Origin of the sequence: Streptomyces sp. NBC_00094 (assembly GCF_026343125.1) — a bacterium.
GTDB lineage: Bacteria > Actinomycetota > Actinomycetes > Streptomycetales > Streptomycetaceae > Streptomyces.
The window spans coordinates 6,294,550-6,317,253 of sequence record NZ_JAPEMB010000001.1 but is presented as its reverse complement, the minus strand read 5'-3'; the positions used below and the strand labels follow the sequence as shown (position 1 = coordinate 6,317,253).

General features: G+C 69.8%; 17 protein-coding genes. 5 read left to right on the top strand and 12 right to left on the bottom strand.

The features are described from left to right. Positions 1-20: 20 nt before the first annotated feature. Complete coding sequence (gene hemE, locus OG580_RS27985; RefSeq protein WP_267046417.1) at positions 21-1,097, bottom strand: uroporphyrinogen decarboxylase; 1,077 nt, start codon at positions 1,095-1,097, stop codon at positions 21-23. A gap of 91 nt (positions 1,098-1,188) precedes the next feature. On the opposite strand from hemE, the gene OG580_RS27980 reads away from it, so the two are divergent. The 3 genes from OG580_RS27980 to OG580_RS27970 all read left to right on the top strand — a co-directional run bounded on the left by OG580_RS27980 (position 1,189) and on the right by OG580_RS27970 (position 4,151). Beyond that, entirely contained in the window at positions 1,189-1,890 is a 702-nt protein-coding gene (locus OG580_RS27980) for a DUF3000 domain-containing protein (RefSeq protein ID WP_267046416.1), read from the top strand. Between the two features lie 230 nt (positions 1,891-2,120). After that, the gene (locus tag OG580_RS27975; protein ID WP_017242457.1) at positions 2,121-2,786 is read left to right on the top strand and encodes a response regulator transcription factor; all 666 of its coding nucleotides are present in this window, start codon (positions 2,121-2,123) and stop codon (positions 2,784-2,786) included. Between the two features lie 81 nt (positions 2,787-2,867). Beyond that, on the top strand, positions 2,868-4,151 hold the full coding sequence (locus OG580_RS27970) for a ribonuclease D (protein WP_267046415.1): 1,284 nt from the start codon (positions 2,868-2,870) through the stop codon (positions 4,149-4,151). Between the two features lie 81 nt (positions 4,152-4,232). On the opposite strand, the gene OG580_RS27965 is transcribed toward OG580_RS27970, so the two are convergent. Continuing rightward, a complete protein-coding gene (locus OG580_RS27965) occupies positions 4,233-5,360 on the bottom strand; it encodes an alpha/beta fold hydrolase (RefSeq protein WP_267046414.1) in 1,128 nt (375 codons plus the stop codon). A gap of 310 nt (positions 5,361-5,670) precedes the next feature. Between OG580_RS27965 and OG580_RS27960 the strand changes: the two genes are divergently transcribed. Together OG580_RS27960 and OG580_RS27955 are read left to right on the top strand one after the other, a co-directional pair. After that, on the top strand, positions 5,671-6,885 hold the full coding sequence (locus OG580_RS27960) for an acetyl-CoA C-acyltransferase (RefSeq protein WP_267046413.1): 1,215 nt from the start codon (positions 5,671-5,673) through the stop codon (positions 6,883-6,885). Next, positions 6,882-9,020: a 3-hydroxyacyl-CoA dehydrogenase NAD-binding domain-containing protein gene (locus OG580_RS27955; RefSeq protein WP_267046412.1), complete on the top strand. Its 2,139-nt coding sequence runs from the start codon at positions 6,882-6,884 to the stop codon at positions 9,018-9,020. The genes OG580_RS27960 and OG580_RS27955 overlap by 4 nt, the downstream gene beginning before the upstream one ends. Before the next feature lie 101 nt (positions 9,021-9,121). Here the strand turns inward: OG580_RS27955 and OG580_RS27950 are convergent, their stop codons facing one another. The 10 genes from OG580_RS27950 to ngcE all read right to left on the bottom strand — a co-directional run bounded on the left by OG580_RS27950 (position 9,122) and on the right by ngcE (position 22,541). Beyond that, complete coding sequence (locus OG580_RS27950; RefSeq protein ID WP_267046411.1) at positions 9,122-10,204, bottom strand: hypothetical protein; 1,083 nt, start codon at positions 10,202-10,204, stop codon at positions 9,122-9,124. Between the two features lie 108 nt (positions 10,205-10,312). Further along, positions 10,313-11,827, bottom strand: coding sequence for an amino acid permease (locus OG580_RS27945; RefSeq protein WP_267046410.1), 1,515 nt, complete (start codon positions 11,825-11,827; stop codon positions 10,313-10,315). 120 nt (positions 11,828-11,947) lie between these two features. Next, positions 11,948-13,867 carry a 1-deoxy-D-xylulose-5-phosphate synthase gene (dxs, locus tag OG580_RS27940; RefSeq protein ID WP_267046409.1) on the bottom strand — a complete coding sequence of 640 codons (1,920 nt, stop codon included), beginning with the start codon at positions 13,865-13,867 and terminating at the stop codon, positions 11,948-11,950. A gap of 249 nt (positions 13,868-14,116) precedes the next feature. Beyond that, entirely contained in the window at positions 14,117-15,397 is a 1,281-nt protein-coding gene (locus tag OG580_RS27935) for a sugar ABC transporter permease (protein ID WP_267048150.1), read from the bottom strand. 35 nt (positions 15,398-15,432) lie between these two features. Beyond that, on the bottom strand, positions 15,433-16,221 hold the full coding sequence (locus tag OG580_RS27930; protein ID WP_078626871.1) for an ATP-binding cassette domain-containing protein: 789 nt from the start codon (positions 16,219-16,221) through the stop codon (positions 15,433-15,435). A 323-nt stretch (positions 16,222-16,544) separates the two neighbouring features. Further along, the gene (locus OG580_RS27925) at positions 16,545-17,609 is read right to left on the bottom strand and encodes a substrate-binding domain-containing protein (RefSeq protein ID WP_267046408.1); all 1,065 of its coding nucleotides are present in this window, start codon (positions 17,607-17,609) and stop codon (positions 16,545-16,547) included. Between the two features lie 121 nt (positions 17,610-17,730). After that, a complete protein-coding gene (locus tag OG580_RS27920) occupies positions 17,731-18,942 on the bottom strand; it encodes an ROK family transcriptional regulator (protein ID WP_267046407.1) in 1,212 nt (403 codons plus the stop codon). A gap of 179 nt (positions 18,943-19,121) precedes the next feature. Beyond that, a complete protein-coding gene (locus OG580_RS27915) occupies positions 19,122-20,063 on the bottom strand; it encodes a carbohydrate ABC transporter permease (protein WP_267046406.1) in 942 nt (313 codons plus the stop codon). Continuing rightward, entirely contained in the window at positions 20,063-20,992 is a 930-nt protein-coding gene (locus OG580_RS27910; RefSeq protein WP_267046405.1) for a carbohydrate ABC transporter permease, read from the bottom strand. The genes OG580_RS27915 and OG580_RS27910 overlap by 1 nt, the downstream gene beginning before the upstream one ends. A gap of 100 nt (positions 20,993-21,092) precedes the next feature. Continuing rightward, a complete protein-coding gene (gene ngcE / locus OG580_RS27905; protein WP_267046404.1) occupies positions 21,093-22,541 on the bottom strand; it encodes an N-acetylglucosamine/diacetylchitobiose ABC transporter substrate-binding protein in 1,449 nt (482 codons plus the stop codon). Between the last annotated feature and the right edge of the window lie 163 nt (positions 22,542-22,704).

Here is a 22,704-nt window from a genome sequence, read left to right as displayed (position 1 = left end):
GCCGTCGCGCGGACGGCCGGTCAGACGGCCGTCCGCGTGTGCACGTACTCGACGAGGCGGCTCAGGGCGTCCGGGTCCATCGACGGCATCACGCCGTGACCCAGGTTGAAGACATGCCCCTCCAGGCCCTTCGCGGCGGCCAGGACCTCGTCCGTCTTGGCCTCCACGACCTCGCGCGAGGCGAAGAGCACGGCGGGGTCCAGGTTGCCCTGGAGCGCCTTGCCGGGGCCGACGCGGCGGGCGGCCTCGTCGAGCGGGACGCGCCAGTCGACGCCGACGACGTCCGCGCCCGCCTCGCCCATGAGGCCGAGCAGCTCGCCCGTACCCACGCCGAAGTGGATGCGGGGCACGCCGTAACCGGCGACCGCGTCGAAGACCTTCACGGAGGCCGGCATCACCGAGCGGCGGTAGTCGGCCGGGGCGAGGGCGCCCACCCAGGAGTCGAAGAGCTGCACGGCGGAGGCGCCGGCCTCGATCTGCACCTTGAGGAAGGCCGAGGTGATCTCGGCGAGGCGGTCGAGCAGGTCGGCCCAGAGCTGCGGGTCGCCGTACATCATCGCCTTGGTGCGCTCGTGACTGCGCGACGGGCCGCCCTCGACGAGGTAGCTCGCGAGGGTGAAAGGCGCGCCGGCGAAGCCGATGAGCGGGGTGTCGCCCAGCTCGGCGGTGAGCATCCCGATGGCCTCGGTGACGTAGTGGACGTCCTCGGGGGTCAGGTCGCGCAGCCGGGCCAGGTCGGCGCGGGTACGGATCGGGTCGGCGACGACCGGGCCGACGCCGGGCTTGATGTCGAGGTCCAGGCCGATGGCCTTGAGCGGCACGACGATGTCGCTGAAGTAGATCGCCGCGTCGACCTTGTGGCGGCGCACCGGCTGCAGCGTGATCTCGGTGACCAGCTCGGGTCGCATGCACGACTCGAGCATGGGGATGCCCTCGCGGACCTTCAGGTACTCGGGGAGGGAGCGCCCCGCCTGCCGCATGAACCAGACAGGGGTGTGCGGCACGGGCTCGCGCCGGCATGCCTTGAGGAACGCGGAGTCGTGCGTCCGCGACTGCTGCTTCGTCTGCTGGCCCTGCGGGCGGTCATTGGCACTCACGACCAGAATCTTCGCATGTGGCGGGAAGCCGCTCGCCCGGGCCGGGTGTCCCTCCCCGCGCGAAGGCCCCGTTCCGCCTACTCTTCCCCGCATGGCTGCGGCTCAGGGACATTTTTCCGATCATTCCGACGGCAAGAGAGGGACGGACGAAACGGCGGACAGTACGGAGACGAATCCGGTGCCACCCGCCTTCCGGCGGGCGGTGGAGGGGCTGCGATCGGCGCGACTGCGGTCCGAGATCGAGATCGACCCGACCAGGCCCCCGCAGCGCCTGGCCCCTTACGCGTACGCGGTGGAGGCGGCCGTCGTGGACGGCGAGGACGATCTGGCGGACGGACGGCTCGTGCTGCTGCACGAGCCGGACGGGCACGAAGCATGGAAGGGCACGTTCCGGCTGGTGACGCTCGTCAGGGCGGAGCTGGAACCGGAGATGGCGGCGGACCCGCTGCTTCCCGAGGTGTGCTGGTCCTGGCTGACCGGGGCTCTCGAGGCACGCGGACTCTCGTACGGGGAGGCGAGTGGGACCGTCACCATGGCGGGCTCGCACTACTTCGGCGGGCTCGCGGACCGGAGGCCGGCGACCCAGATCGAGATCCGGGCCTCATGGACACCGCGCGAGGGGCTCGGCGGGGTCCCGGACACCGGCGCGCATCTGGCGGCCTGGTGCGATCTGCTCTGTCAGATCGCGGGGCTGCCTCCGGCGCAGGCCGATCCACCGGCGGGTCCTGCGGGGACGGTGACGGGCGCGGGGGTCGTCTCACTGCCCCAGCGACGGGGCCCCCAGCAGGCGTAGGAGCGCCTCCGACGGGCCCTCTCCCGCGGGACGGGAGGGGGCCCGCTCGTAGGATGATCGATCACGCGTCCGAATTGCCCTAATTGTTACTCACCAAATCGTGATCTTTCCCTAAAGGCGGGCGGCCCAGCTGCCGAAGGAGTGAGTGACCCCTTCACAGCACGGGTTCGCCCCCCGGCTTCATCCCCGAGCCGGCTCCGTCCCGCATCCTTCTCCCCCCAGGAGGCCTGGTGTCCGTTCTCCTCGAGCAGCCCGCAAGCCTGGTCGCCTACCGCCCGAACAAGCCGACGGCCATGGTCGTCGTGGCCGACCCGCGCGTCCGCTCCACCGTGACCCGCCACCTGTGGGCCCTCGGAGTACGTGACGTGATCGAGGCTTCGTCCATCGCGGAGGCCCGTCCCCGCGTCGGCAATCCACGCGACATCTGCGTTGCCGACGTCCACCTGCCCGACGGCAGCGGCCTGACCCTGCTGTCCGAGACCCGCGCCGCGGGCTGGCCCAACGGCCTCGCCCTCTCGGCCGCCGATGACATCGGCGCCGTACGCAACGCCCTGGCGGGCGGCGTGAAGGGCTATGTCGTCACCGGTACCCGCACCAACATCGGCCACCCGACCCGACCCGGAGCCGCACCCATCGGTTCCGCCGCCGCGCGTCTCGGCCACCGCCGCCCCCCGGGTGCCCCGAGTCACCCGGGCGGCTACCGCGAGCTCTCCGGCCGTGAGGTCGAGGTGCTCCGGCTCGTCGCGGAGGGCCAGTCGAACAAGGCGATCGGCGTCTCCATGGGGCTCTCCGCCCTCACCGTGAAGAGCCACCTCGCCCGCATCGCCCGCAAGCTGGGCACCGGCGACCGCGCCGGCATGGTCGCGGTGGCTCTGCGGACCGGAATCATCCACTGACGGAAGGCCCGCGGAAAGCTCGCGCCTGTCGACGGAACGTTCCGTCGACAGGCGCTTGCCGTTCACCGATACCCTTGACAGGTGACCGACGCCCAAGAGACCGCAGCAGACACAGCACTGCGCACCACCGGGGGCGGCCCCCCGGACGACGATGTCCCTGCGAATGGGCTTCCGATCCCGTTGCTGGAGCCCCGCGAGGGGATTCCGCCCGTCGTCGAGACGGAGGAAGCCCTCGCCGAGGTGATCGCCGCCTTCGCCGCCGGGAGCGGCCCGGTGGCCGTCGACGCCGAGCGCGCCTCCGGCTACCGCTACGGGCAGCGCGCCTACCTCGTCCAGCTCCGGCGCGAGGGCGCGGGCACCGCGCTCATCGACCCCGTGGGCTGCCCCGACCTCTCGGGGCTCGGCGAGGCGCTCGCCGGGACCGAGTGGATCCTCCACGCGGCGACCCAGGACCTTCCGTGCCTGCGTGACATAGGCATGCTCCCGACCTCGCTCTTCGACACCGAGCTGGCAGGACGGCTCGCGGGCTTCCCGCGCGTCGGCCTCGGCGCGATGGTCGAGTCCGTACTCGGCTACGCCCTGGAGAAGGGCCACTCCGCCGTGGACTGGTCCACCCGCCCGCTGCCCGAGCCCTGGCTCCGGTACGCGGCCCTCGACGTCGAACTCCTCGTCGACCTGCGCGACGCGCTGGAGAAGGAGCTCGACCGGCAGGGGAAGCTGGACTGGGCGCACCAGGAGTTCGACGCGATCGCCTCCGCGCCGCCCGCCCCGCCGCGCAAGGACCCGTGGCGCCGCACCTCCGGGATGCACAAGGTGCGCCGCCGCCGCCAGATGGCGGTCGTACGGGAGCTGTGGACGGCCCGCGACAAGATCGCCCAGCGGCGGGACGTCTCCCCCGGCAAGGTGCTGAGCGACACGGCGATCGTGGAGGCGGCGCTCGCGGTCCCGGTGACCGTGACCGCGCTGACGGCGCTGCCCGGCTTCGGCAACCGGATGGGCCGCCGTCAGCTGGAGCAGTGGCAGGCCGCGGTGGACCGGGCCCGGGCCCTCCCGGAGAACGAGCTGCCCCAGCCCGGCCAGCAGATCGCGGGCCCGCCCCCGCCGCGCGCCTGGGCGGACAAGGACCCGGTCGCGGCGGCCCGCCTCTCGGCCGCCCGTGCCTCGGTCTCGGCACTCGCGGAGGAGCTGAACCTGCCGCAGGAGAACCTGATCACCCCGGACACGGTGCGCCGGGTCTGCTGGGAACCGCCGGCGCCGGCGACCCCGGAAACGGTGGCCGCCGCCCTGAGCGGGTACGGCGCCCGCGCGTGGCAGGTCGAACTGGTGACCCCGCTCCTGCTGGAGGCCCTCGCCGCGACGGCGTGACCCCGCTTCGAGGGAGCCCCCGGCTGCGTGCGGCCGGGGGCTCCGTCGTCCCGTGGGGCACAGGGGACCTCTGTGGGCCTCCTACGGGACCGGGCTGAGGTTCCCGGCGGTGTCCATGTCGAAGACACCCTGGGTCTTGCCGTCGACCTTGAGGTGCTTGAGCCAGTGCTTCGAGAGGTTGTGCACGTTCTTGTGCTGCATCTCCCAGACCACCGAATGCCCCGCGCAGGCCAGTTTGACCATCAGCTTGTGCGAGCCCGCGACGGCGTCGTAGAGCGCGGGGACCGAGAAGTTGAGCTCGGGGTCGGAGTTGGGCGGCGACGTGTTCACCTGGGTGTCGTGGTCCCCGTACACCATCAGCACGGGCACGCCTCCGCCGAGGACACCGCCTTGGGACGCGGTCGTCTCGTTCCAGCCCCACCGGACGAAGTTCCGGATCCGGTTGAGGCCCTCCGGCGGCCCCCATGTACTTCCCTTCGCGTCGTTCTCCATCATCGCGGCCCACACCCTCTCGACCATGCCGGGTTCACGCTGGTCCTCGCAGGCCAGCTCCGTGTTCCACCCCGACTCAAGACCCCACCTCGTGGCCAGGAACATCGGGAAGCCCGGCTTCGGCAGCATGCTCGGCGGGGTCGACGTGCCCTTGGGCGGGAAGATCGGCGCCAGCAGGAACAGGCTCTCCACCTTGCCGGGGTTGTTCACCGCGTACGGCCCCATGGTGAACGCCGCTGCGGACCAGCCGATGAACGCGACCTTGTCCACCTGGCGCTCCTTGCGGATGTACTCCACGACGGTGTGGAGCTCGTCCCGGTCGCTGTTCGAGTTGTTCAGCTGGAACGCGTAGTTCACGGGGCCCGGGGTGAAGCCCGGCGGCCTCGGCTTCAGGAGGTTCTGGTTGGCGGGGTTGGCATTGTGCGGGTCGTCCATCTTGGGACGCGGCGACCGTCCGGAGCCCTGGAGGTCCATCATGAAGACGTCGTAGCCGGCCTTGGCCAGGTGCTCCGCCCAGCCGTAGGAGGTGTGCTGGAGATCGAAGCCGGCAAGCACCGGAACGCTCCGGCCGTGCAGCATCAGAACGGCCTTGCGCTCCGGGAGGAGCCCCAGGGGCGTGCCGTCCCGCTCGCGCACGATGAGCTCGACGGGGTCGTTCTTGTTCGCGGGGACGGTGGACGTGTGGGGGACCTTGAGGTCCTGCGTGATGATCGGCATGGGATCCCTTCCGTGCGCTCGGTCCGGGGGCCTCGCGCCCCGGCCGTGCCAGCCTCGGGCCTGCCGGGGACCGGACGCCGCGACACGGCCGCAGCCCTGGGCCCATCGGGTTGCAGGACCCTTCGATCGGACGGGCGTACGCGGGGGGCGTGCGGCCGTCCCGGCGGGAACCTCGTCGTGTGACGTTCGCCGCTTGGGCCCCAGGGGCTGGGCAGCCCGGTTACCCGCAAGTAGCATGGGGGAAGCAAGCGCACGCTTAGGCGTGTCGCCGCAGCAGCAGTGCCACCCCGCACCCTGGAGGAGAGCCATCGTGCCTCGTAGCGTCAGGGATGTCGTCTTCGTCGACGGCGTCCGCACCCCGTTCGGCAAGGCGGGCCCGAAGGGCATTTACCACGAGACCCGCGCCGACGACCTCGTCGTCAAGGCCATCCGGGAGCTGCTGCGCCGCAACCCCGGCCTCGACCCCGCGCAGATCGACGAGGTCGCCATCGCCGCGACCACGCAGATCGGTGACCAGGGTCTGACGCTCGGCCGTACGGCCGGCATCCTCGCCGGGCTGCCGCAGTCGGTGCCGGGCTACTCCATCGACCGCATGTGCGCCGGCGCGCTGACCGCCGTCACCTCGGTGGCCGGTTCGATCGCCTTCGGCGCGTACGACGCCGTCATCGCCGGTGGCGTCGAGCACATGGGCCGTCACCCCATGGGTGAGGGCGTCGACCCGAACCCGCGGTTCGTGAGCGAGAAGCTGGTCGACGAGTCCGCCCTGTTCATGGGCATGACCGCCGAGAACCTGCACGACCGCTACCCGAGCATCACCAAGCAGCGCGCCGACGAGTACGCCGTGCGTTCGCAGGAGAAGGCCGCCAAGGCGTACGCCGACGGCAAGATCCAGCAGGACCTGGTGCCGATCTCGGTGCGCCGGACCGACGCCTCCACCGGTGAGACCGGCTGGGGCCTGGTCACCGCCGACGAGCCGATGCGCCCGGGCACCACCCTGGAGTCGCTGGCGAACCTGAAGACGCCGTTCCGCGTCCACGGCAACGTCACCGCGGGCAACGCGGCCGGTCTCAACGACGGTGCCACCGCCTCGATCATCGCCTCCGAGGACTTCGCCCGCGAGAACAACCTCCCGGTCAAGATGCGCCTCGTCTCGTACGCCTTCGCCGGCGTCGAGCCCGAGGTCATGGGCTACGGCCCGATCCCGGCCACCGAGAAGGCCCTCGCGAAGGCCGGTCTGTCCATCGAGGACATCGACCTCTTCGAGATCAACGAGGCCTTCGCCGTCCAGGTCCTCGCGTTCCTGGAGCACTACGGCATCGCCGACGACGACGCCCGCGTCAACCAGTACGGCGGCGCCATCGCCTACGGCCACCCGCTCGCCTCCTCCGGCGTCCGTCTGATGACGCAGCTGGCCCGCCAGTTCGAGGAGAACCCGCAGGTCCGCTACGGCCTCAACACGATGTGCGTCGGCTTCGGCATGGGCGCCACGGTCATCTGGGAAAACCCCCACTGGGAGGGCAAGTGAGCACCACCGCCGAGCTTCTGAAGGGCGCCGCGGAGCTCTTCCCCGACGAGGTCGTCACCAGCGCCCACGTGCGGCACTTCGAACTCCCCGCCGGTGCGGGTCGGTTCGCGCTGATCACGCTGGACAACGGCTTCGACCACACCAAGCCGACCACCTTCGGCCCGCAGTCCCTCGCCAACCTGAACACGGCGATCGACCAGGTCGAGGCCGAGGCCGCGAACGGTGAGATCGTCGGCGTCGGCATCACCGGCAAGCCGTTCATCTTCGCCGTCGGCGCCGACCTCAAGGGCGTCGAGCTGCTGAAGAAGCACGACGAGGCCCTCGCCATCGGCAAGGGCGGCCACGACGTCTTCAAGCGTCTCGCCGCGCTCGCCGTGCCGACCTTCGCGTACTACAACGGCGCGGCCATGGGCGGTGGCGTCGAGGTCGGTCTGCACTGCACCTACCGCACCGTGTCGAAGGCCCTGCCGGCCTTCTCGCTGCCCGAGGTCTTCCTCGGTCTGGTGCCCGGCTGGGGCGGCTGCGCGATCCTGCCGAACCTGATCGGCGCCGAGAAGGCCGTCTCGGTCATCATCGAGAACTCGCTGAACCAGAACCGTCAGCTCAAGGGCAAGCAGGTCTTCGAGCTCGGTATCGCCGACGCGCTGTTCGAGGGCGCGGACTTCCTGGAGCAGTCGCTGATCTGGACGGCCTCCGTCCTGAACGGCTCCGTGACCGTCGAGCGCCCCGAGATCGACCGTGGTGAGGGCTGGGACCAGGCCGTCGCCAAGGGCCGTGCCATCGCCGACTCCAAGGTGCACGGCGCCGCCCCGGCCGCCTACCGCGCCCTCGACATCATCGAGGCCGCCAAGGACGGGGACCTGCAGAAGGGCTTCGACGCCGAGGACCAGGCCCTCGCGGACCTGATCATGGGCGGCGAGCTGCGCTCCGGCATCTACGCCTTCAACCTGGTGCAGAAGCGCGGCAAGCGCCCCGCCGGCGCCCCGGACAAGTCGCTGGCCCGCCCGGTCACCAAGGTCGGCGTCGTCGGTGCCGGTCTGATGGCCTCCCAGCTGGCCCTGCTCTTCCTGCGCCGCCTGGAGGTGCCGGTCGTCCTGACCGACATCGACCAGGAGCGCGTCGACAAGGGCGTGGGCTACGTCCACGCCGAGATCGAGAAGCTGCTCGGCAAGGGCCGGATCAACCAGGACAAGGCCAACCGCCTCAAGGGCCTGGTCTCCGGTGTCCTCGACAAGGCCGCGGGCTTCGCGGACGCGGACTTCATCATCGAGGCCGTGTTCGAGGAGATGTCCGTCAAGCAGAAGGTGTTCGCGGAGGTCGAGGCGGTCGCCCCGGCGCACGCGATCCTCGCCACCAACACCTCCTCGCTGTCGGTCTCCGAGATGGCGTCGAAGCTCCAGCACCCGGAGCGCGTGGTCGGCTTCCACTTCTTCAACCCGGTCGCGATCCTCCCGCTCCTGGAGATCGTCCGTGGCGAGAAGACGGACGAGGCCTCCCTCGCCACCGCCTTCGGTGTGGCGAAGAAGCTCAAGAAGACCGCGGTCCTGACGAAGGACGCCCCGGCGTTCGTCGTGAACCGCATCCTGACCCGCTTCATGGGCGAGATCCAGAACGTCATCGACGAGGGCACCTCGGTCGAGACGGCCGAGAAGGCCATCGAGCCGCTCGGTCTGCCGATGTCCCCGCTGGTCCTCCTTGAGCTCGTCGGCCCGGCGATCGGTCTGCACGTCTCCGAGACCCTGAACCGCGCCTTCCCGGAGCGCTTCACGGTCTCCCCCAACCTGAAGGCCGTCGTCGAGGCCGGCAAGCGCGGCTTCTACGTCTACAAGCCCGAGAACGGCTTCAAGCCGGAGCTCGACCCCGAGGTCGCCGCCCTCCTCGTCCAGGGCGACTCCGTCCTGACCGAGGAGCAGGTCCGCGACCGCGTCCTGGACGCGGTGGCGCAGGAGATCGGCCTGATGCTGGAGGAGGGTGTCGTCGCCGAGGCGCAGGACATCGACCTCTGCCTGATCACGGGCGCGGGCTGGCCCTTCCACCTGGGCGGCATCACGCCGTACCTGGACCGTGAGGGCGTCTCCGAGCGCGTCAACGGCAAGCGTTTCCTCGCGCAGGGCGTGGCGAGCGTCCCGGCGTAACACCGGAGCTCTCACCCCCGCAGGGCGTACGCGAACGGCCCCGGCACCTGGAGAAGGTGCCGGGGCCGTTCCCGTGGCGGCCGTGGGCGGCCGCCGGGCGTTCACCTGACGGGGCGCCACGCCTCCAACAGGAGACTGTCGGCCCCGGCCTTCTGGCGCGTGGTGATCAGGGACGTCCCACCGACCAGCGCCATGACGACAAGGCCTCCGTCGGCCCCCTGGGTGAGCGTGGTGACCAGCGGTCCCTGGGGATCGCCCGTCTCGGTCCACGAGACGCCCGACATCTCCCGCTCGCTCTGGTACGCGGCGAGGGCGAGCCGTCCGTCCGCGGACTGCTGGGCCAGGACGGTGTGGTCGAAGCCGTCGATCACGCAGCGCGTCGCGGACAGCGGGCCCGTACCGACCGCGTCGAGGAGCGGCATCGGCTGGGGCATGCGCTCCGGGGACCAGACGCAGACCCGCCCCTCCTGGTCGAGGTAGAACACGGTGGCGTGCCCGGACGGGCCCGTGACGCCCGCCATCGTGCCCATGGTCACCTGGGTGGGGAGGATCGCCTCGCGGATCGGCTTGCCGCCGGACTCGCGCTGCACGTAGCGCAGGAGACCCGTGGCATGCGAGGTGTACAGCTCGACGAAGCCGTCCCCGTTGGTGAGGGCGACGGGCGAGGGGTCGGTCTTGGAACCCAGCAGGTCCCACCAGGGGTGCCAGCCACCGGCGTCCTTCTGCGCCCGCACGCTGATCCCGCCGCCGCCGTTGCGGCTGAAGACGTACGCCCGGCCGATCCCGTCCACGGTCACGGACGGGGTCCCGGTCCAGGGGTACACCTTGTTCGGGTGGCCGAGCGACTTCCACTCCAGCGCCGGACGGCCCGTCTGGTACTGGGTCGTGTGCACCAGTTCGACGTGGTCCGGCTCCCCTCCGGCCAGCGGGCGCCACCCCACGAGGTGGGCGTAGCCGTCACGGCCCTGGCCCACGGAGAGCCCCTGCGTCAGCCCGCCGCCGAGCGACACGGGTTCGCTCCAGCGGCCGTCGGCGCTCTCGGTCCAGCGCACCACTTCGCCGTTCCGGGGCAGGTAGACGCTGAATCTGCCCTCCTTGCCACGGGCCAGCCAGGAACCCCGCAACTGTGGGGCGGTGGAGGAACCGTGGGGGTGGACGGCGGGTGTCTCGGATCGATTCGCCATGGGGGTCCATCACTCCGGTCGTCAGGAGGCGGGTCGGATACGGACCGACTGTAGTCGCCCGTCCGGACCCTCTCCGCCGCGCCGTCGACCCCGGCCCGCGGCTCCCGCTCAGTACTTCGCTTCCCGGCCCTCCCGGCCCAACCGGCTGTGTCCGCGCCCGTACAGGAAGTACACGACGATGCCGATCGCCATCCACACGGCGAACCGGAACCAGGTCTCCCCCGGCAGGTTCAGCATCAGCCAGAACGAGGCGGCGATGGAGAGGATCGGCAGCACGGGCACCCACGGGGTGCGGAAGGCCCGCGGCAGGTCGGGGCGGGTCTTGCGGAGCACCATGACGCCGACGGCGACGACGACGAAGGCGAAGAGCGTGCCGATGTTCACCAGGGTCGCGAGCTCGTTGATGCTGGTGAAGCCGGCGACGATGGCGATGATCACACCGAGCAGGATCGTCGGGCGGTACGGCGTCCGGTACTTCGGGTGGGTGATGGAGAAGAAGCGCGGCAGCAGGCCGTCGCGGCTCATCGCGAAGAAGACGCGGGTCTGGCCGAGAAGCAGGATCAGACAGACCGTGGTGAGGCCGACGGCGGCGCCGAAGCTGATCACGCCCGCGTAGAAGGGGTGTCCGGCGGCTTTGAAGGCGTCGGCGAGCGGGGCGCTCACGGAGAGCTCCGTGTAGTGCTGCATACCGGTGACGACGAGGGCCACGGCCACGTACAGCACGGTGCAGATGAGGAGGGAGCCGAGGATGCCCCGGGGCATGTCCCGCTGCGGCAGCTTGGTCTCCTCGGCGGCGGTGGCCACCACGTCGAAGCCGATGAAGGCGAAGAAGACGACCGAGGCGGCGGTGAAGATGCCCATCACGCCGAAGTTGGTCGGCTCGTAGCCGAACAGCGTCTGGATGAGCGGGGAGTCCCAGTTGGAGCCGCCGCCCTCCGGGGTGACGGCCGGCGGGATGAACGGGTCGTAGTTGTCGCCGACGATGAAGAACAGGCCCGCGACGATCACGATCATGACCACGGTCACCTTGATCGCCACGACGACCGCGGTGATCCGGGCGGACAGCTTCATGCCCAGGACGAGGATCACGGTCAGCACCAGGACCAGCAGGAACGCCAGGATGTCGAAGGAACCACCCGGTGCGTCAGGGCCTTCGAGCGAGGCCGGTAGGTGCCAGCCGATGTTGTCCATGAGCGAGCGGACGTAGCCCGACCAGCCGACGGCGACCACCGCCGTACCCAGGGCGAACTCCAGGACGAGGTCCCAGCCGATGATCCAGGCCGGCAGCTCGCCGATCGAGGCGTACGCGAAGGTGTACGCCGATCCCGCCACCGGCACCGTCGAGGCGAACTCGGCGTAGCAGAGGGCGGCGAGGGCGCAGACGATGCCGGCGGCGACGAAGGCGAGGGCCGTGGCCGGTCCCGCGTTCTCCTTGGCGACCTTGCCCGTGAGGACGAAGATGCCCGTGCCGATGATGACGCCGACGCCGAAGACGGTCAGATCCCATGCGGACAGGGACTTCCGGAGCGCGTGCTCCGGCTCCTCCGTGTCGCGGATCGACTGCTCGACCGACTTGGTCCGGAAGATTCCGGAGTTCGCCCGTGGCTGCTGGTCCGTACTCACCGTCGTACCTCCATGCCAGGGAGTTGCCCGTTCTATGGTCAGAATGCACGCGAAAGGGCCGGTCGGCACTCCGAAGAGTGATCCGACCGGCCCAAAGGTGACGCGGGGTGACGCAGACCGTCAGTCGCGCGCGGGCTCCACGGCCTTGGCGCTGCTCTCGAAACGTCCGTCCAGGCGCGAGACCAGGCCGGTGACCTGGCGGGCGATGTCCGGGGCGGTCAGACCGATCTCGGCCATGACCTCGGCGCGCGAGGCGTGGTCGAGGAAGCGCGGCGGGATACCGAAGTCACGCAGCGGTACGTCCACACCGGCGTCGCGCAGCGCCTGGGCGACGGCCGAGCCGACGCCGCCGACGCGGCTGTTGTCCTCGACGGTGACGACGACCCGGTGGCGCTCGGCGAGCGGGGCGAGGGCCTCGTCGACGGGCTTGACCCAGCGGGGGTCGACGACGGTGGTGGAGATGCCCTGCCGGTCGAGGAGACCGGCGATCTCCAGGCACATCGGGGCCAGCGCGCCCACCGAGACCAGGAGGACGTCGGGCGTGTCGGTGCCGGGCTCACGGAGCACGTCCATGCCGCCGACGCGGCGCAGCGCGGGGACGGCCGGGCCGACCGCGCCCTTGGAGAAGCGGACCACGGTCGGGGCGTCGGTCACCTCGACGGCCTCGCGCAGCTGGGCGCGGACCTGGTCGGCGTCGCGCGGGGCGGCGAGCCGCAGACCGGGCACGACCTGGAGGATCGACATGTCCCACATGCCGTTGTGCGAGGCGCCGTCGGTGCCGGTGACACCGGCCCGGTCCAGGACGAAGGTGACGCCGCACTTGTGCAGGGCCACGTCCATCAGGACCTGGTCGAAGGCGCGGTTGAGGAAGGTCGCGTACACGGCGAAGACCGGGTGGAGGCCGCCGGTGGCGAGGCCGGCCGCGGAGACGGCGGCGTGCTGCTCGGCGATGCCGACGTCGAAGACGCGCTCCGGGAAGGCCTTGGCGAACTTGTCGAGGCCGACGGGCTGGAGCATGGCCGCGGTGATCGCGACGATGTCCGCGCGCTCCTTGCCGAGCTCGACCATCTCCTGGGCGAAGACGCCCGTCCAGTCGGCGCCGGACGAGGCGATGGGCAGACCGGTGTCGGGGTGGATCTTGCCGACGGCGTGGAAGCGGTCCGCCTCGTCCTGCAGGGCAGGCTGGTAGCCGCGGCCCTTCTCGGTGAGGCAGTGGACGATGACCGGGCCGCCGAAGCGCTTGGCGCGGGTCAGCGCGGACTCCAGGGCCTCGATGTCGTGGCCGTCGATGGGGCCGACGTACTTGAGGCCGAGGTCCTCGAACATGCCCTGCGGGGCGATGAAGTCCTTGAGGCCCTTCTTGGCGCCGTGCAGGGTCTCGTAGAGCGGCTTCCCGACGACGGGGGTGCGCTCCAGGATGTCCTTGCCGCGGGCGAGGAAGCGCTCGTAGCCGTCGGTGGTGCGCAGGGTCGCCAGGTGGTTGGCGAGGCCGCCGATGGTGGGCGCGTACGACCGCTCGTTGTCGTTGACGACGATGACGAGCGGGCGGTCCTTGGCGGCGGCGATGTTGTTCAGCGCCTCCCAGGCCATGCCGCCCGTGAGGGCTCCGTCGCCGATGACGGCGACGACGTGGTCGTCCTTCCTCAGGACCTCGTTGGCCTTGGCGAGGCCGTCGGCCCAGCCGAGGACCGTCGAGGCGTGCGAGTTCTCGATGACGTCGTGCTCGGACTCCGCCTGCGAGGGGTAGCCGGAGAGGCCGCCCTTCATCTTGAGCTGGGAGAAGTCCTGGCGGCCGGTGAGCAGCTTGTGGACGTAGCTCTGGTGGCCGGTGTCCCAGAGGACCTTGTCCTTCGGGGAGTCGAACACGCGGTGCAGGGCGATGGTCAGCTCGACCACACCGAGGTTGGGGCCGAGGTGCCCGCCGGTCTTCGAGACGGCGTCCACGAGGAACGTCCTGATCTCGTCGGCCAGCTGGTCCAGCTGTTCCGGGGAAAGCCGGTCCAGATCTCGCGGTCCCCTGATACGGGTCAGCAGAGCCACCCGTGCCTCCTTGCGTTTGAGCTGGTCGAGCTTGCCGATTTGTCGAGTCTAATGTTCCGTCTTGGATCGCGGACATCGGGCCGGGGGGTGAGGCATCACCCTCACGGCCGACATGTCGCTGATCTGTACGGCTGCGCACGGCCTTCCACGAGCCCGCGTACGGACTCGTGCACTGCTCCGGACGCAGCAGTGCCCGGCGCCGGTTTCGCGGCGCCGGACACTGTGGCGAGCGTTACGCGCGGGACGACCCTACGCGCGACCCGCCGTCTTCTGCGTACGACGGGATACCGAGTCGATGATCACGGCGATGAGCAGGACCGCTCCGGTGATCATGTACTGGATCGCGTTCGAGGACAGGTTCATCTGGTTGAGGCCCTGGACGATGGACTGGATGACCAGGATGCCCAGCAGCGCCGACCAGACCTTGCCGCGTCCGCCGAAGAGGGACGTACCGCCGATGACCGCGGCGGCGATGCACATCATGAGCTGGTTGCCGCCACCGAGGGAGCGGTCGGCGCCGCCGGTCGCGGAGGCGAGGAACAGGCCGCCGATCGCGCCCATGGTGCCGGAGATCATGAACACCGAGACCCGGATCCACGAGACGTTGATGCCGGCGCGGCGCGCGGCCTCGATGCCGCCGCCGACCGCGAAGACCTGACGGCCGTACGTGGTGCGGCGCAGCACGAAGTCGGTGACCAGCAGGATCACCAGGAAGATCACCAGGGAGAGCGGGAGGCCCTGCTCCTGGTTGAAGCCGTACGCGGCGACGAGGACCAGGACCGCCAGGACGGCGGTACGCAGGATGATCTCGCTCTGCGGGCGGTGCGGCAGCTCGGCGGCCTTGCGGCGGCGGGAGTCGCGCAGCTGGGCCAGGTAGAAGGCGGCGACGACGACCACGGCGAGGCCGTAGGCGGCGGCGACGTCGGAGAAGTAGTACTTCGTGAGGTCGCCGACGAAGCTGCCGATCGGGGTGGGGATGGTGGACCGGTCGCCCATGACCCAGGTCTGCAGACCGGCCCAGCCGAGGAAGCCGGCCAGGGTGACGACGAAGGCGGGCACGCCGATCTTGGCGAACACCAGGCCGTGGAAGGCGCCGATCAGGGTGCCGGAGAGGATGCCGAGGACGATCGCGAGGCCGTCGGGCATGTCCGTGCCGAGGACGCCCCAGACCGCGCCGGCCAGACCCGCCACGGAGCCGACGGCGAGGTCGATCTCGCCGAGCAGCAGGACGAAGACGATGCCGACCGCCATGATGCCGGGGCCGACCGCGTACAGCGTGATCTGGTCGAGGTTGTACGAGGTGATGAAGTTGCCGGTCAGCGCCTGGAAGACGATGCCGATGACGATCAGGCCGACGACGACCGGCAGCGAGCCGATCTCACCCGAGCGGATCTTGCGCTTGAACTCGTCGACGTATCCCTTGAGGCCCTGCTCGCGGACGAGGAGGCGGGGGTCGACGGCGGGGATCGCGGCGGCGGCCGGGGTCTCGGTCACCGGGGCCTGCTCGTCCGGGGTACGGGGCTCGGGCAGCGCGGCCTCGTCGCTCGCGGTGGGAGGGGTCTTGCTCACTTCGCTACCTCCGCGTTGCGGGCCTGGCGGCGGGTCACGGCGTTGTCCGTGGCTCCCGTGATCGCGGCGATGATCTCTTCGTGCGTGGTGGTGGCCACCGGGAAGGTGCCGTTGTTCCGGCCCAGGCGCAGCACCGCGACGGTGTCGGCGACGGCCTTCACGTCGGCCATGTTGTGGCTGATGAGGATGACGCCGAGGCCCTGCTCGCGCAGGCGCTCGACCAGGTCGAGGACCTGGGCGGTCTGCTCGACGCCGAGGGCGGCGGTCGGCTCGTCCAGGATCACGATCTTGGGGTTGCCGACGAGGGCGCGCGCGATGGCGACGACCTGCCGCTGGCCGCCGGAGAGGGCGGCGACGGGGATGCGGACGCTGGGGATGCGGATGGAGAGGGTCGAGAGGAGGTCCTTCGCCCGCTTCTCCATGGCGACCTCGTCGAGGACGCCGCCCTTCTTGATCTCCCGGCCGAGGAACAGGTTGGCGACGACGTCGAGGTTGTCGCAGAGCGCGAGGTCCTGGTAGACGGTCGCGACACCGAGGTTCTGGGAGTCGTGCGGACGGTTGATCTCGACCGGCTCGCCCTCCCACTCGATGACGCCCTCGTCGATGGGGTGCACGCCGGCGATCGTCTTGACGAGCGTCGACTTGCCCGCTCCGTTGTCGCCGACGAGCGCGACGACCTCTCCTGCGTGGACTTCGAGATCGACACCGGAGAGGACCTGAACCGCTCCGAACCGCTTGAAGATCCCGCGCAACGCCAACACGGGCGTCTGGGACACGTGAACCAACTCCTTCGCCACCGGTACGGCGGCGGGCACGGCGCGCCGCCCGGGCGGCGCCGAAAGTCTGAGGGGGGCTTGCACGTCCGGCTCCCGGACCGACAGCGGGGTCTGGGTCGGCCGGGAACCGGACGGCGTGGGTGGGGACGGGGCCCTTTCGCGACGCGCCTCCGCCGCACGAGCCTTCACCTCTTGCACAGGACACCTGGCCGGGGGCCGGTGCCGTGGGGCGGGGAGGCCGGGGAGGGGCGGGGGCGCGGGGGTCCGTCGCCGGGGGTGGGCCGGTGGGCCCGGTGCGGGCCTTGAGCCTTCGGGGCTCCGGCCCTGGGGGGTTACTTGATGCCCAGCTCGGTGCACTTGGCGGCGAGGTCCGCGGTGCAGATGTCCGCGGCCTTGTAGATGCCGTCCTGGATCACCGTGGTCTGGATGTTGGTCTTGTCGACCACGACCGGGGCGAAGAGCGTGGAGGGCACGCCGTCGGTCTCGCCCTGCGCGCCGAGCTCCTTGCCCTGGAGCAGGTTCACGGCGAACTTGGCGGCCTCGGGGGCCAGCTGGAGCGGCGACTTGTAGATGGTGAAGGTCTGCGAGCCGGCGACGATGCGCTGGATGCCCGCGACCTCGGCGTCCTGGCCACCGACCGGGATGCCCTTGACGCCGGCGTTCTCCAGGGAGGTGATGATGCCTCCGGCCATGCCGTCGTTGGCGGAGTAGACGGCGCCGATCTTGTCCTTGCCGACCGAGGAGATCGCGGCGGACATCTTCTCGCCGGCGACCTTCGGGTCCCACTCGCCGGACGCCTCGTAGGCGATCTTGCCGACCTTGCCGTCGAGCGCGGTGTGGGCGCCCTTCTTGAACAGACCGGCGTTCGGGTCCTTCTCGTCACCGTTGATCATCACGACGTTGGCGGTGGCGGCCTTGGCGCCGAGGGCGGCGAGGAGCGCCTGTCCCTGGAGCTCGCCGACCTTGTTGTTGTCGTGGCTGACGTAGGCGTCGGCACCCTCGACGGCACGGTCGTACGCGACGACCTTGACGCCCTTGGCCTTCGCGTCCTTGACCCAGCCCGCGGCCTTGGCCGAGTCCACCGGGTCGAGGGCGATGACCTTGACGCCGTCGGCGATCAGCTGGTCGAACTGCTGCTTCTGCTTCACGACGTCGGAGACCGCGTTGTTGTACACGACCTCGCAGTCGGAGCAGGCGGCCTTGACGGCCTTCTCGAACTGGGGCTTGTCGAGGGCCTCGTACCGCGAGGTCTTGTTCTCCGGAAGGAGCAGACCGATCTTGGTCGAGCTGCCCTTGTCCTCACCGTCGCCGCCGCCGGCCTGGCCGCAGGCGGCGAGCGAAAGGGCCATCGAGACCGCGGCCGTGGCTATGACGGCGCGACGCGTCACTGCGTTCATGTGGGTTGCCTCCCTGACGAGGCCGCGACGTTGCGGCCGAGGTGGCTCGAAGTCAACTCGGCCGCAACACCGTCGTCAAGAAGTAAATCCTTAACGAGATGACAACGGTGCCGTTCGTTATCTAAGTGAAGGCAGGAGTGGAGAGCGGGGCAGCGGTCGGCAGGGCGCTCCCCAACAGGGTCGAATCACCCATTTCACTCAGTGCGAGGGCGAGGGCGCCGAGTACCTCGGCCCGCCCGCCGAGCGCCCCCTGGGCCAGCGACAGCTGGCGGGCGGCGCTGGGGATCGCGTACCGCGAGACGGAGTCCCTGATGGGCGCGAGGACCAGCTCACCGGCCTCGGCGAGGTCGCCGCCGAGCACCACCCTGCTGGGGTTGAGGAGGTTACAGAGGTTGGCGACACCACTGCCGATGTGCCGGCCGACGTCGGCGATCACCCGGCGGCAGCCGGGGTCGCCCGCACGGGCCAGCTGCACGACCCGCTCCATGGTCAGGTCCGGGCCGTGGCTGGGCTGCAGGAGCGGCAGGACGTACCGGGCGGCGGTGAAGGTCTCCAGGCAGCCGCGGTTGCCGCAGCGGCAGACCGGTCCCGACTCGTCGAGGGTGATGTGCCCGATCTCGCCCGCGGTGCCGCCGGGCCCCCGGTAGACCCGACCGTCGATGACCAGACCGGCGCCCACGCCGCTGGCCACCTTGATGTACGCGAGGTCCTTGACGCCCCGACCGCTGCCCCAGACCAGCTCGCCGAGTGCGCCGAGGTTGGCGTCGTTGTCGACGTGCACGGGGACGCCGAGCCGGCGGGAGAGCTCCTCGGCCGGGTTGATGCCGCTCCAGCCCGGCAGGATCGATGTCGAGCCGAGCAGCCCGGAGGAGACGTCGATGGGTCCCGGTACGCCGAGACCGACGCCGATCACCTTGTCGCGGCCGATCCCGGTGGCCGCGATCAGCCGGGTGACCAGCTGCTCCGCCCGGTCGAAGCCCTCGGCCGCGGAGGCGTCCACATCGAGCGGCTCGGCCTCCTCGGCGAGGACCTGGTGGGCCAGGTTGCCCACGGCGACCCGCAGGTGGGTGTGGCCGAAGTCGACGCCGATCACGATGCCGGCGTCCCCGGAGAGCGCGACGCTGCGCGCCCTGCGGCCCCCCGCGGAGGTGGGGGTGACCTCGACCGTTCCCCCGTCCTTCAGCTCCCGGACGATGTTGGAGACCGTCGCGGCGGACAGGCCCGTCGCCCGGGCGATCTCCGCCTGGGTGAGCGAGCCGGCCATCCGCACCGCCCGGACGACCCGTTCGAGATTGGCCCTGTGCAGAGACGTCTGCGATCCCGGAGTCTCCATCGACTCACTCACTCCCACCGTTTTCTCCAACATGTGAACTCTAAGGGGACGCTTTCGGCTTGCTCCCCGTCAAGACCTTGAGGGGTGGGCATGGGGTGTCACGGCACACGAAGGGCCCCCGGCGCGCCTGCGCCGGGGGCCCTGGTGGCCCTGAAGTCCCTGGGGAGGAGGGGTGGCCGCTACTTCACGGCGCCGGCCGTCAGACCGGCCACCACCTGCCGCTGGAAGATGATGTACGCGGCGAGGACCGGAAGCATGGCCATCACCAGACCCGCGAAGAGACCGGACCAGTCGCCCTTGTAGCCCTGGCTGACCGCGAGCTGCACGAGGCCCTGCGAGAGCACCTTCTGCTCCTGCTCCGTGTTGAGCACGGTGGGCAGCAGGTACTGGTTCCACTGGCCGAGGAAGTTGAAGATGCCGACGCTGATGAGGCCCGGCCTGGCCATGGGCAGCATGACCTGGAAGAAGGTCCGGGTGTGCGAGGCGCCGTCGATGCAGGCCGCCTCCGCCACCGAGCTCGGCAGGGTGCGGAAGAAGGCGGTCAGGAAGAAGACCGTGAACGGCAGCGAGTAGGCGATGTAGACGACGATCAGGCCGTGCAGCGAGTTGAGCAGGGCCATGTTCTGCATCACGTAGAAGAGCGGCACGAGCGCCAGGATGATCGGGAAGCTCATCCCTCCGATGAAGAGGAAGTAGATGAAGCGGTTGCCCGGGAACTCGAAGCGGGCCAGCACGTAGGCCGCCATCGAGCCGAAGAGGAGGGTGCCGACGAGCGAGCCGCCGACCACCAGGATCGTGTTCAGGAAGTAGTCGCTCATGTGCGCGTCGGTCCAGGCGCGCGACCAGTTCTCGAAGTGCAGCTTGTCGGGCAGCGACCACGGCGCGGTGAAGATCGACCGGTCGGTCTTGAAGGAGGTCATGACCGCCCAGAGCAGCGGCATGACGACCATGATCGCCCAGATGATCAGGACCCCGTGCGAGAAGACGTTGAGGACCCCGCCCTCGCGCTTGGACTCCTTGCGCGCGAGGGGGGCCGCCGTCTTGACCGGCACGGTGTCCGCGCCGCCCGGGGAGCCGGGGGTCTTGTCGAGGCCGGTGGAGGCAGTGTCGGTCGTCTTCATCAGAACTCCAGCCGCTCGCGCCGGCCCACCTTCATCACGAGGGCCGCGAAGGCCAGCGTGACGAGGAGGAGCGCGACACCGATGGTCGTTGCGTAGGCGGCCTGACCGTCCCGGAATGCCTTCTGGTACACGTACAGCGGCATGACGATGGTGGAGTAGTCGGGCCCGCCGCCGTTGGGGCCGACGGTCATGATCTGGACGACGGCGAAGGACTCCGCGCCGAGCGCGAGGATGCCCATGTAGATCCACCCGGACTGCACGGTGTCCCAGAGCAGCGGCAGGGTGATCTTGAAGAAGGTGGTGAAGCGGTTGGCGCCGTCGAGCAGGGCGGCCTCGTAGAAGTCCCTCGGAATGGAGGCCATGCCGGCCGAGAAGAGGACGACGAAGAAGCCGACCGTGGACCAGACGAGAACCGCCATCACACAGATGAGGGCGAGATCCGGGTCGCCGAGCCAGTCCGGCTGGATACTGCCCAGACCGACGACCTTCAGTGCGGAATTGATGGCTCCGCTATTCGGGTTGTACGCGAACTGGAAGAGCAGCGCGACGATCACGATCGACAGCACCTGCGGGAAAAAGTAGACGATCTTGTAGAACGACGATCCGCGCACACCCGCGATGGCCGCTCCCCTGCGGCGCCGACCGCCGACATTGAGCATGAACGCGAAGAAGAGTGCGAGCCCGACGGTCACCAGCGGCAACACCACGGCGAGGGTCAGACTGTGCTGGAGCGATTTCCAGAAGATCTCGTCGTCCAGCATTCTGCTGTAGTTGTCGAATCCGACCATCCCGAATTCGGGACTCAGCCCGGTCCAGTCCGTGAACGAGTAGTAGATGGACTGGATGAACGGCCAGATGACGAAGAGCGCGTAGAGCGCGAGGGGTGCCGCCAGGAACCCCACGATGAAACGGTTCTTGCCGTGCTGCATTCCTACCGACCCCGATCTTCCCGCGGAGGCGCGCCGCGGGTGCCGCGCGCGAAGGAACCGGGGCCCGCTCCCGGTCGGCGGGAAGGGGCCCCGGCACTGCTCACTGGTGCTTGTAGTGCTTGATGCTCGTGTCCTTGGCAGCCTCGTCGGCGAACTTCTGGATCTTCTTGATGGTCTCGGCCGGCGTCGCGCGGCCGGCCATCATCTCGCCGATGCCGGCGACGCCGATCTTCTCCTTCTGCAGGGCGACGTACCAGTCCTGCAGTCGCGGGTTGACGACGTTCTGGCCGGCCTTCTGCAGGGCGGCGACGCCGGACTTGAGGCCCGGGGTCAGCTCGATGCCGTCGGTGCCGCCGTTGAAGGCGGAGAGGGACTTCACGGACTGCGTGAAGTTCTTGGACGAGGCCTCGCTGAGCATGACGCGCAGCTGCTCCATGCCACCCTCGGCGTTCGCCGCCTTGGCCGGGACGATGAAGGGCTCGCCGCCGGAGGCCCACATGGTGCCGAAGGGCATCTTGTCGGAGGCGTCGAGGCCGCTCGGCGCCGAGACCGCCAGGTCGAAGTCGGCCGGCATGGTCTTCGCCGCCTCGTTCTCGACCCAGGAGCCGTTCGGGATGAAGAGCGCCTTGCCCTCGGTCCAGGCGGTCTGCGACTGGATGTGGTCGAGGCCGGGGGTGCCCTTGAGGATGTAGCCCTTGCGCTGGAGCTCGTAGTACGCCTCGAAACAGGCCTTGACCGCGGGGTGCTCCCAGGCCTTCGGCTCCAGGTTGTCGATGGCGTCCAGGACCTCGCGGCCGCCGACCTTGCCGATCATCGGGTAGAGCGAGAAGGGGAGGTAGTACGGGTGCTTGCCCGCGTACGTCCAGCCGGCGATGCCCTTCTTCTTGGCCTTCTCGCAGACGGCCAGCATCTCGTCCCAGGTCTCGGGGTACTTCGCGTCGAGGGAGTCGAGCAGCTTCTGCGAGTACCAGACGCCGTAGACGGTGTACGCGTAGTAGAGGACCCAGACGGGGGCGCCGTCGAACTGGCCCATCTCGACGATTCCGGGCCGCAGGGTGTCGCGGACCGTCTTCTTCGGGTCGTCGAGGGAGGGCGCGTCGAGGAGGGCGGTGAGGTCGGTCAGCTGCTTCTGGCCGACGAGGACGCCCATGTCCATCTGCTCGGCGCCGGAGTTGTCGATGAGGTCCGGCGGGTTGCCACCGTTGAAGCGCGGCTGGAGGACCGTCGTGATCTTCTGGGTGGGAGTGAACTTGACCTTGGCGTTGGGGTAGTTCTTCTCATAGATCTTGATCGCGTCTTTGGCGTACTGCTGTCCGAATCCGCCGTCGAAGAGGACGAAATCGAGCGGTGCCGCCTCGTTCACCCCGAGCGGGTTCTTTTCGGACTTCGTACCCTTCTCGACCTTTTCGTTGCCATCGCCGCCGCTGCTCGCACAAGCGGAGAGGAAGCCCATCGTCGGCACCGAGATCAGACCGATCGCCGCGGAGCGCTTGATCAGATCGCGACGGCCGAGGCCGCCCTCATTGGTGTGTGCGGAGGTGGATCCCATGCTCAAGTCCTCGCCTTCATTCAGGACTCAGGCGGTGTACCGGTCGCCCGTAACTCACTCGCCACAGGCGAAGGGCCCCGCCACCGCGGTCATTTGCAGCCGGGTCGTGCACGCGTCGGGCCGTCGTCGGATTGATCCGACTGGCTGGACGCCGACAGGTATA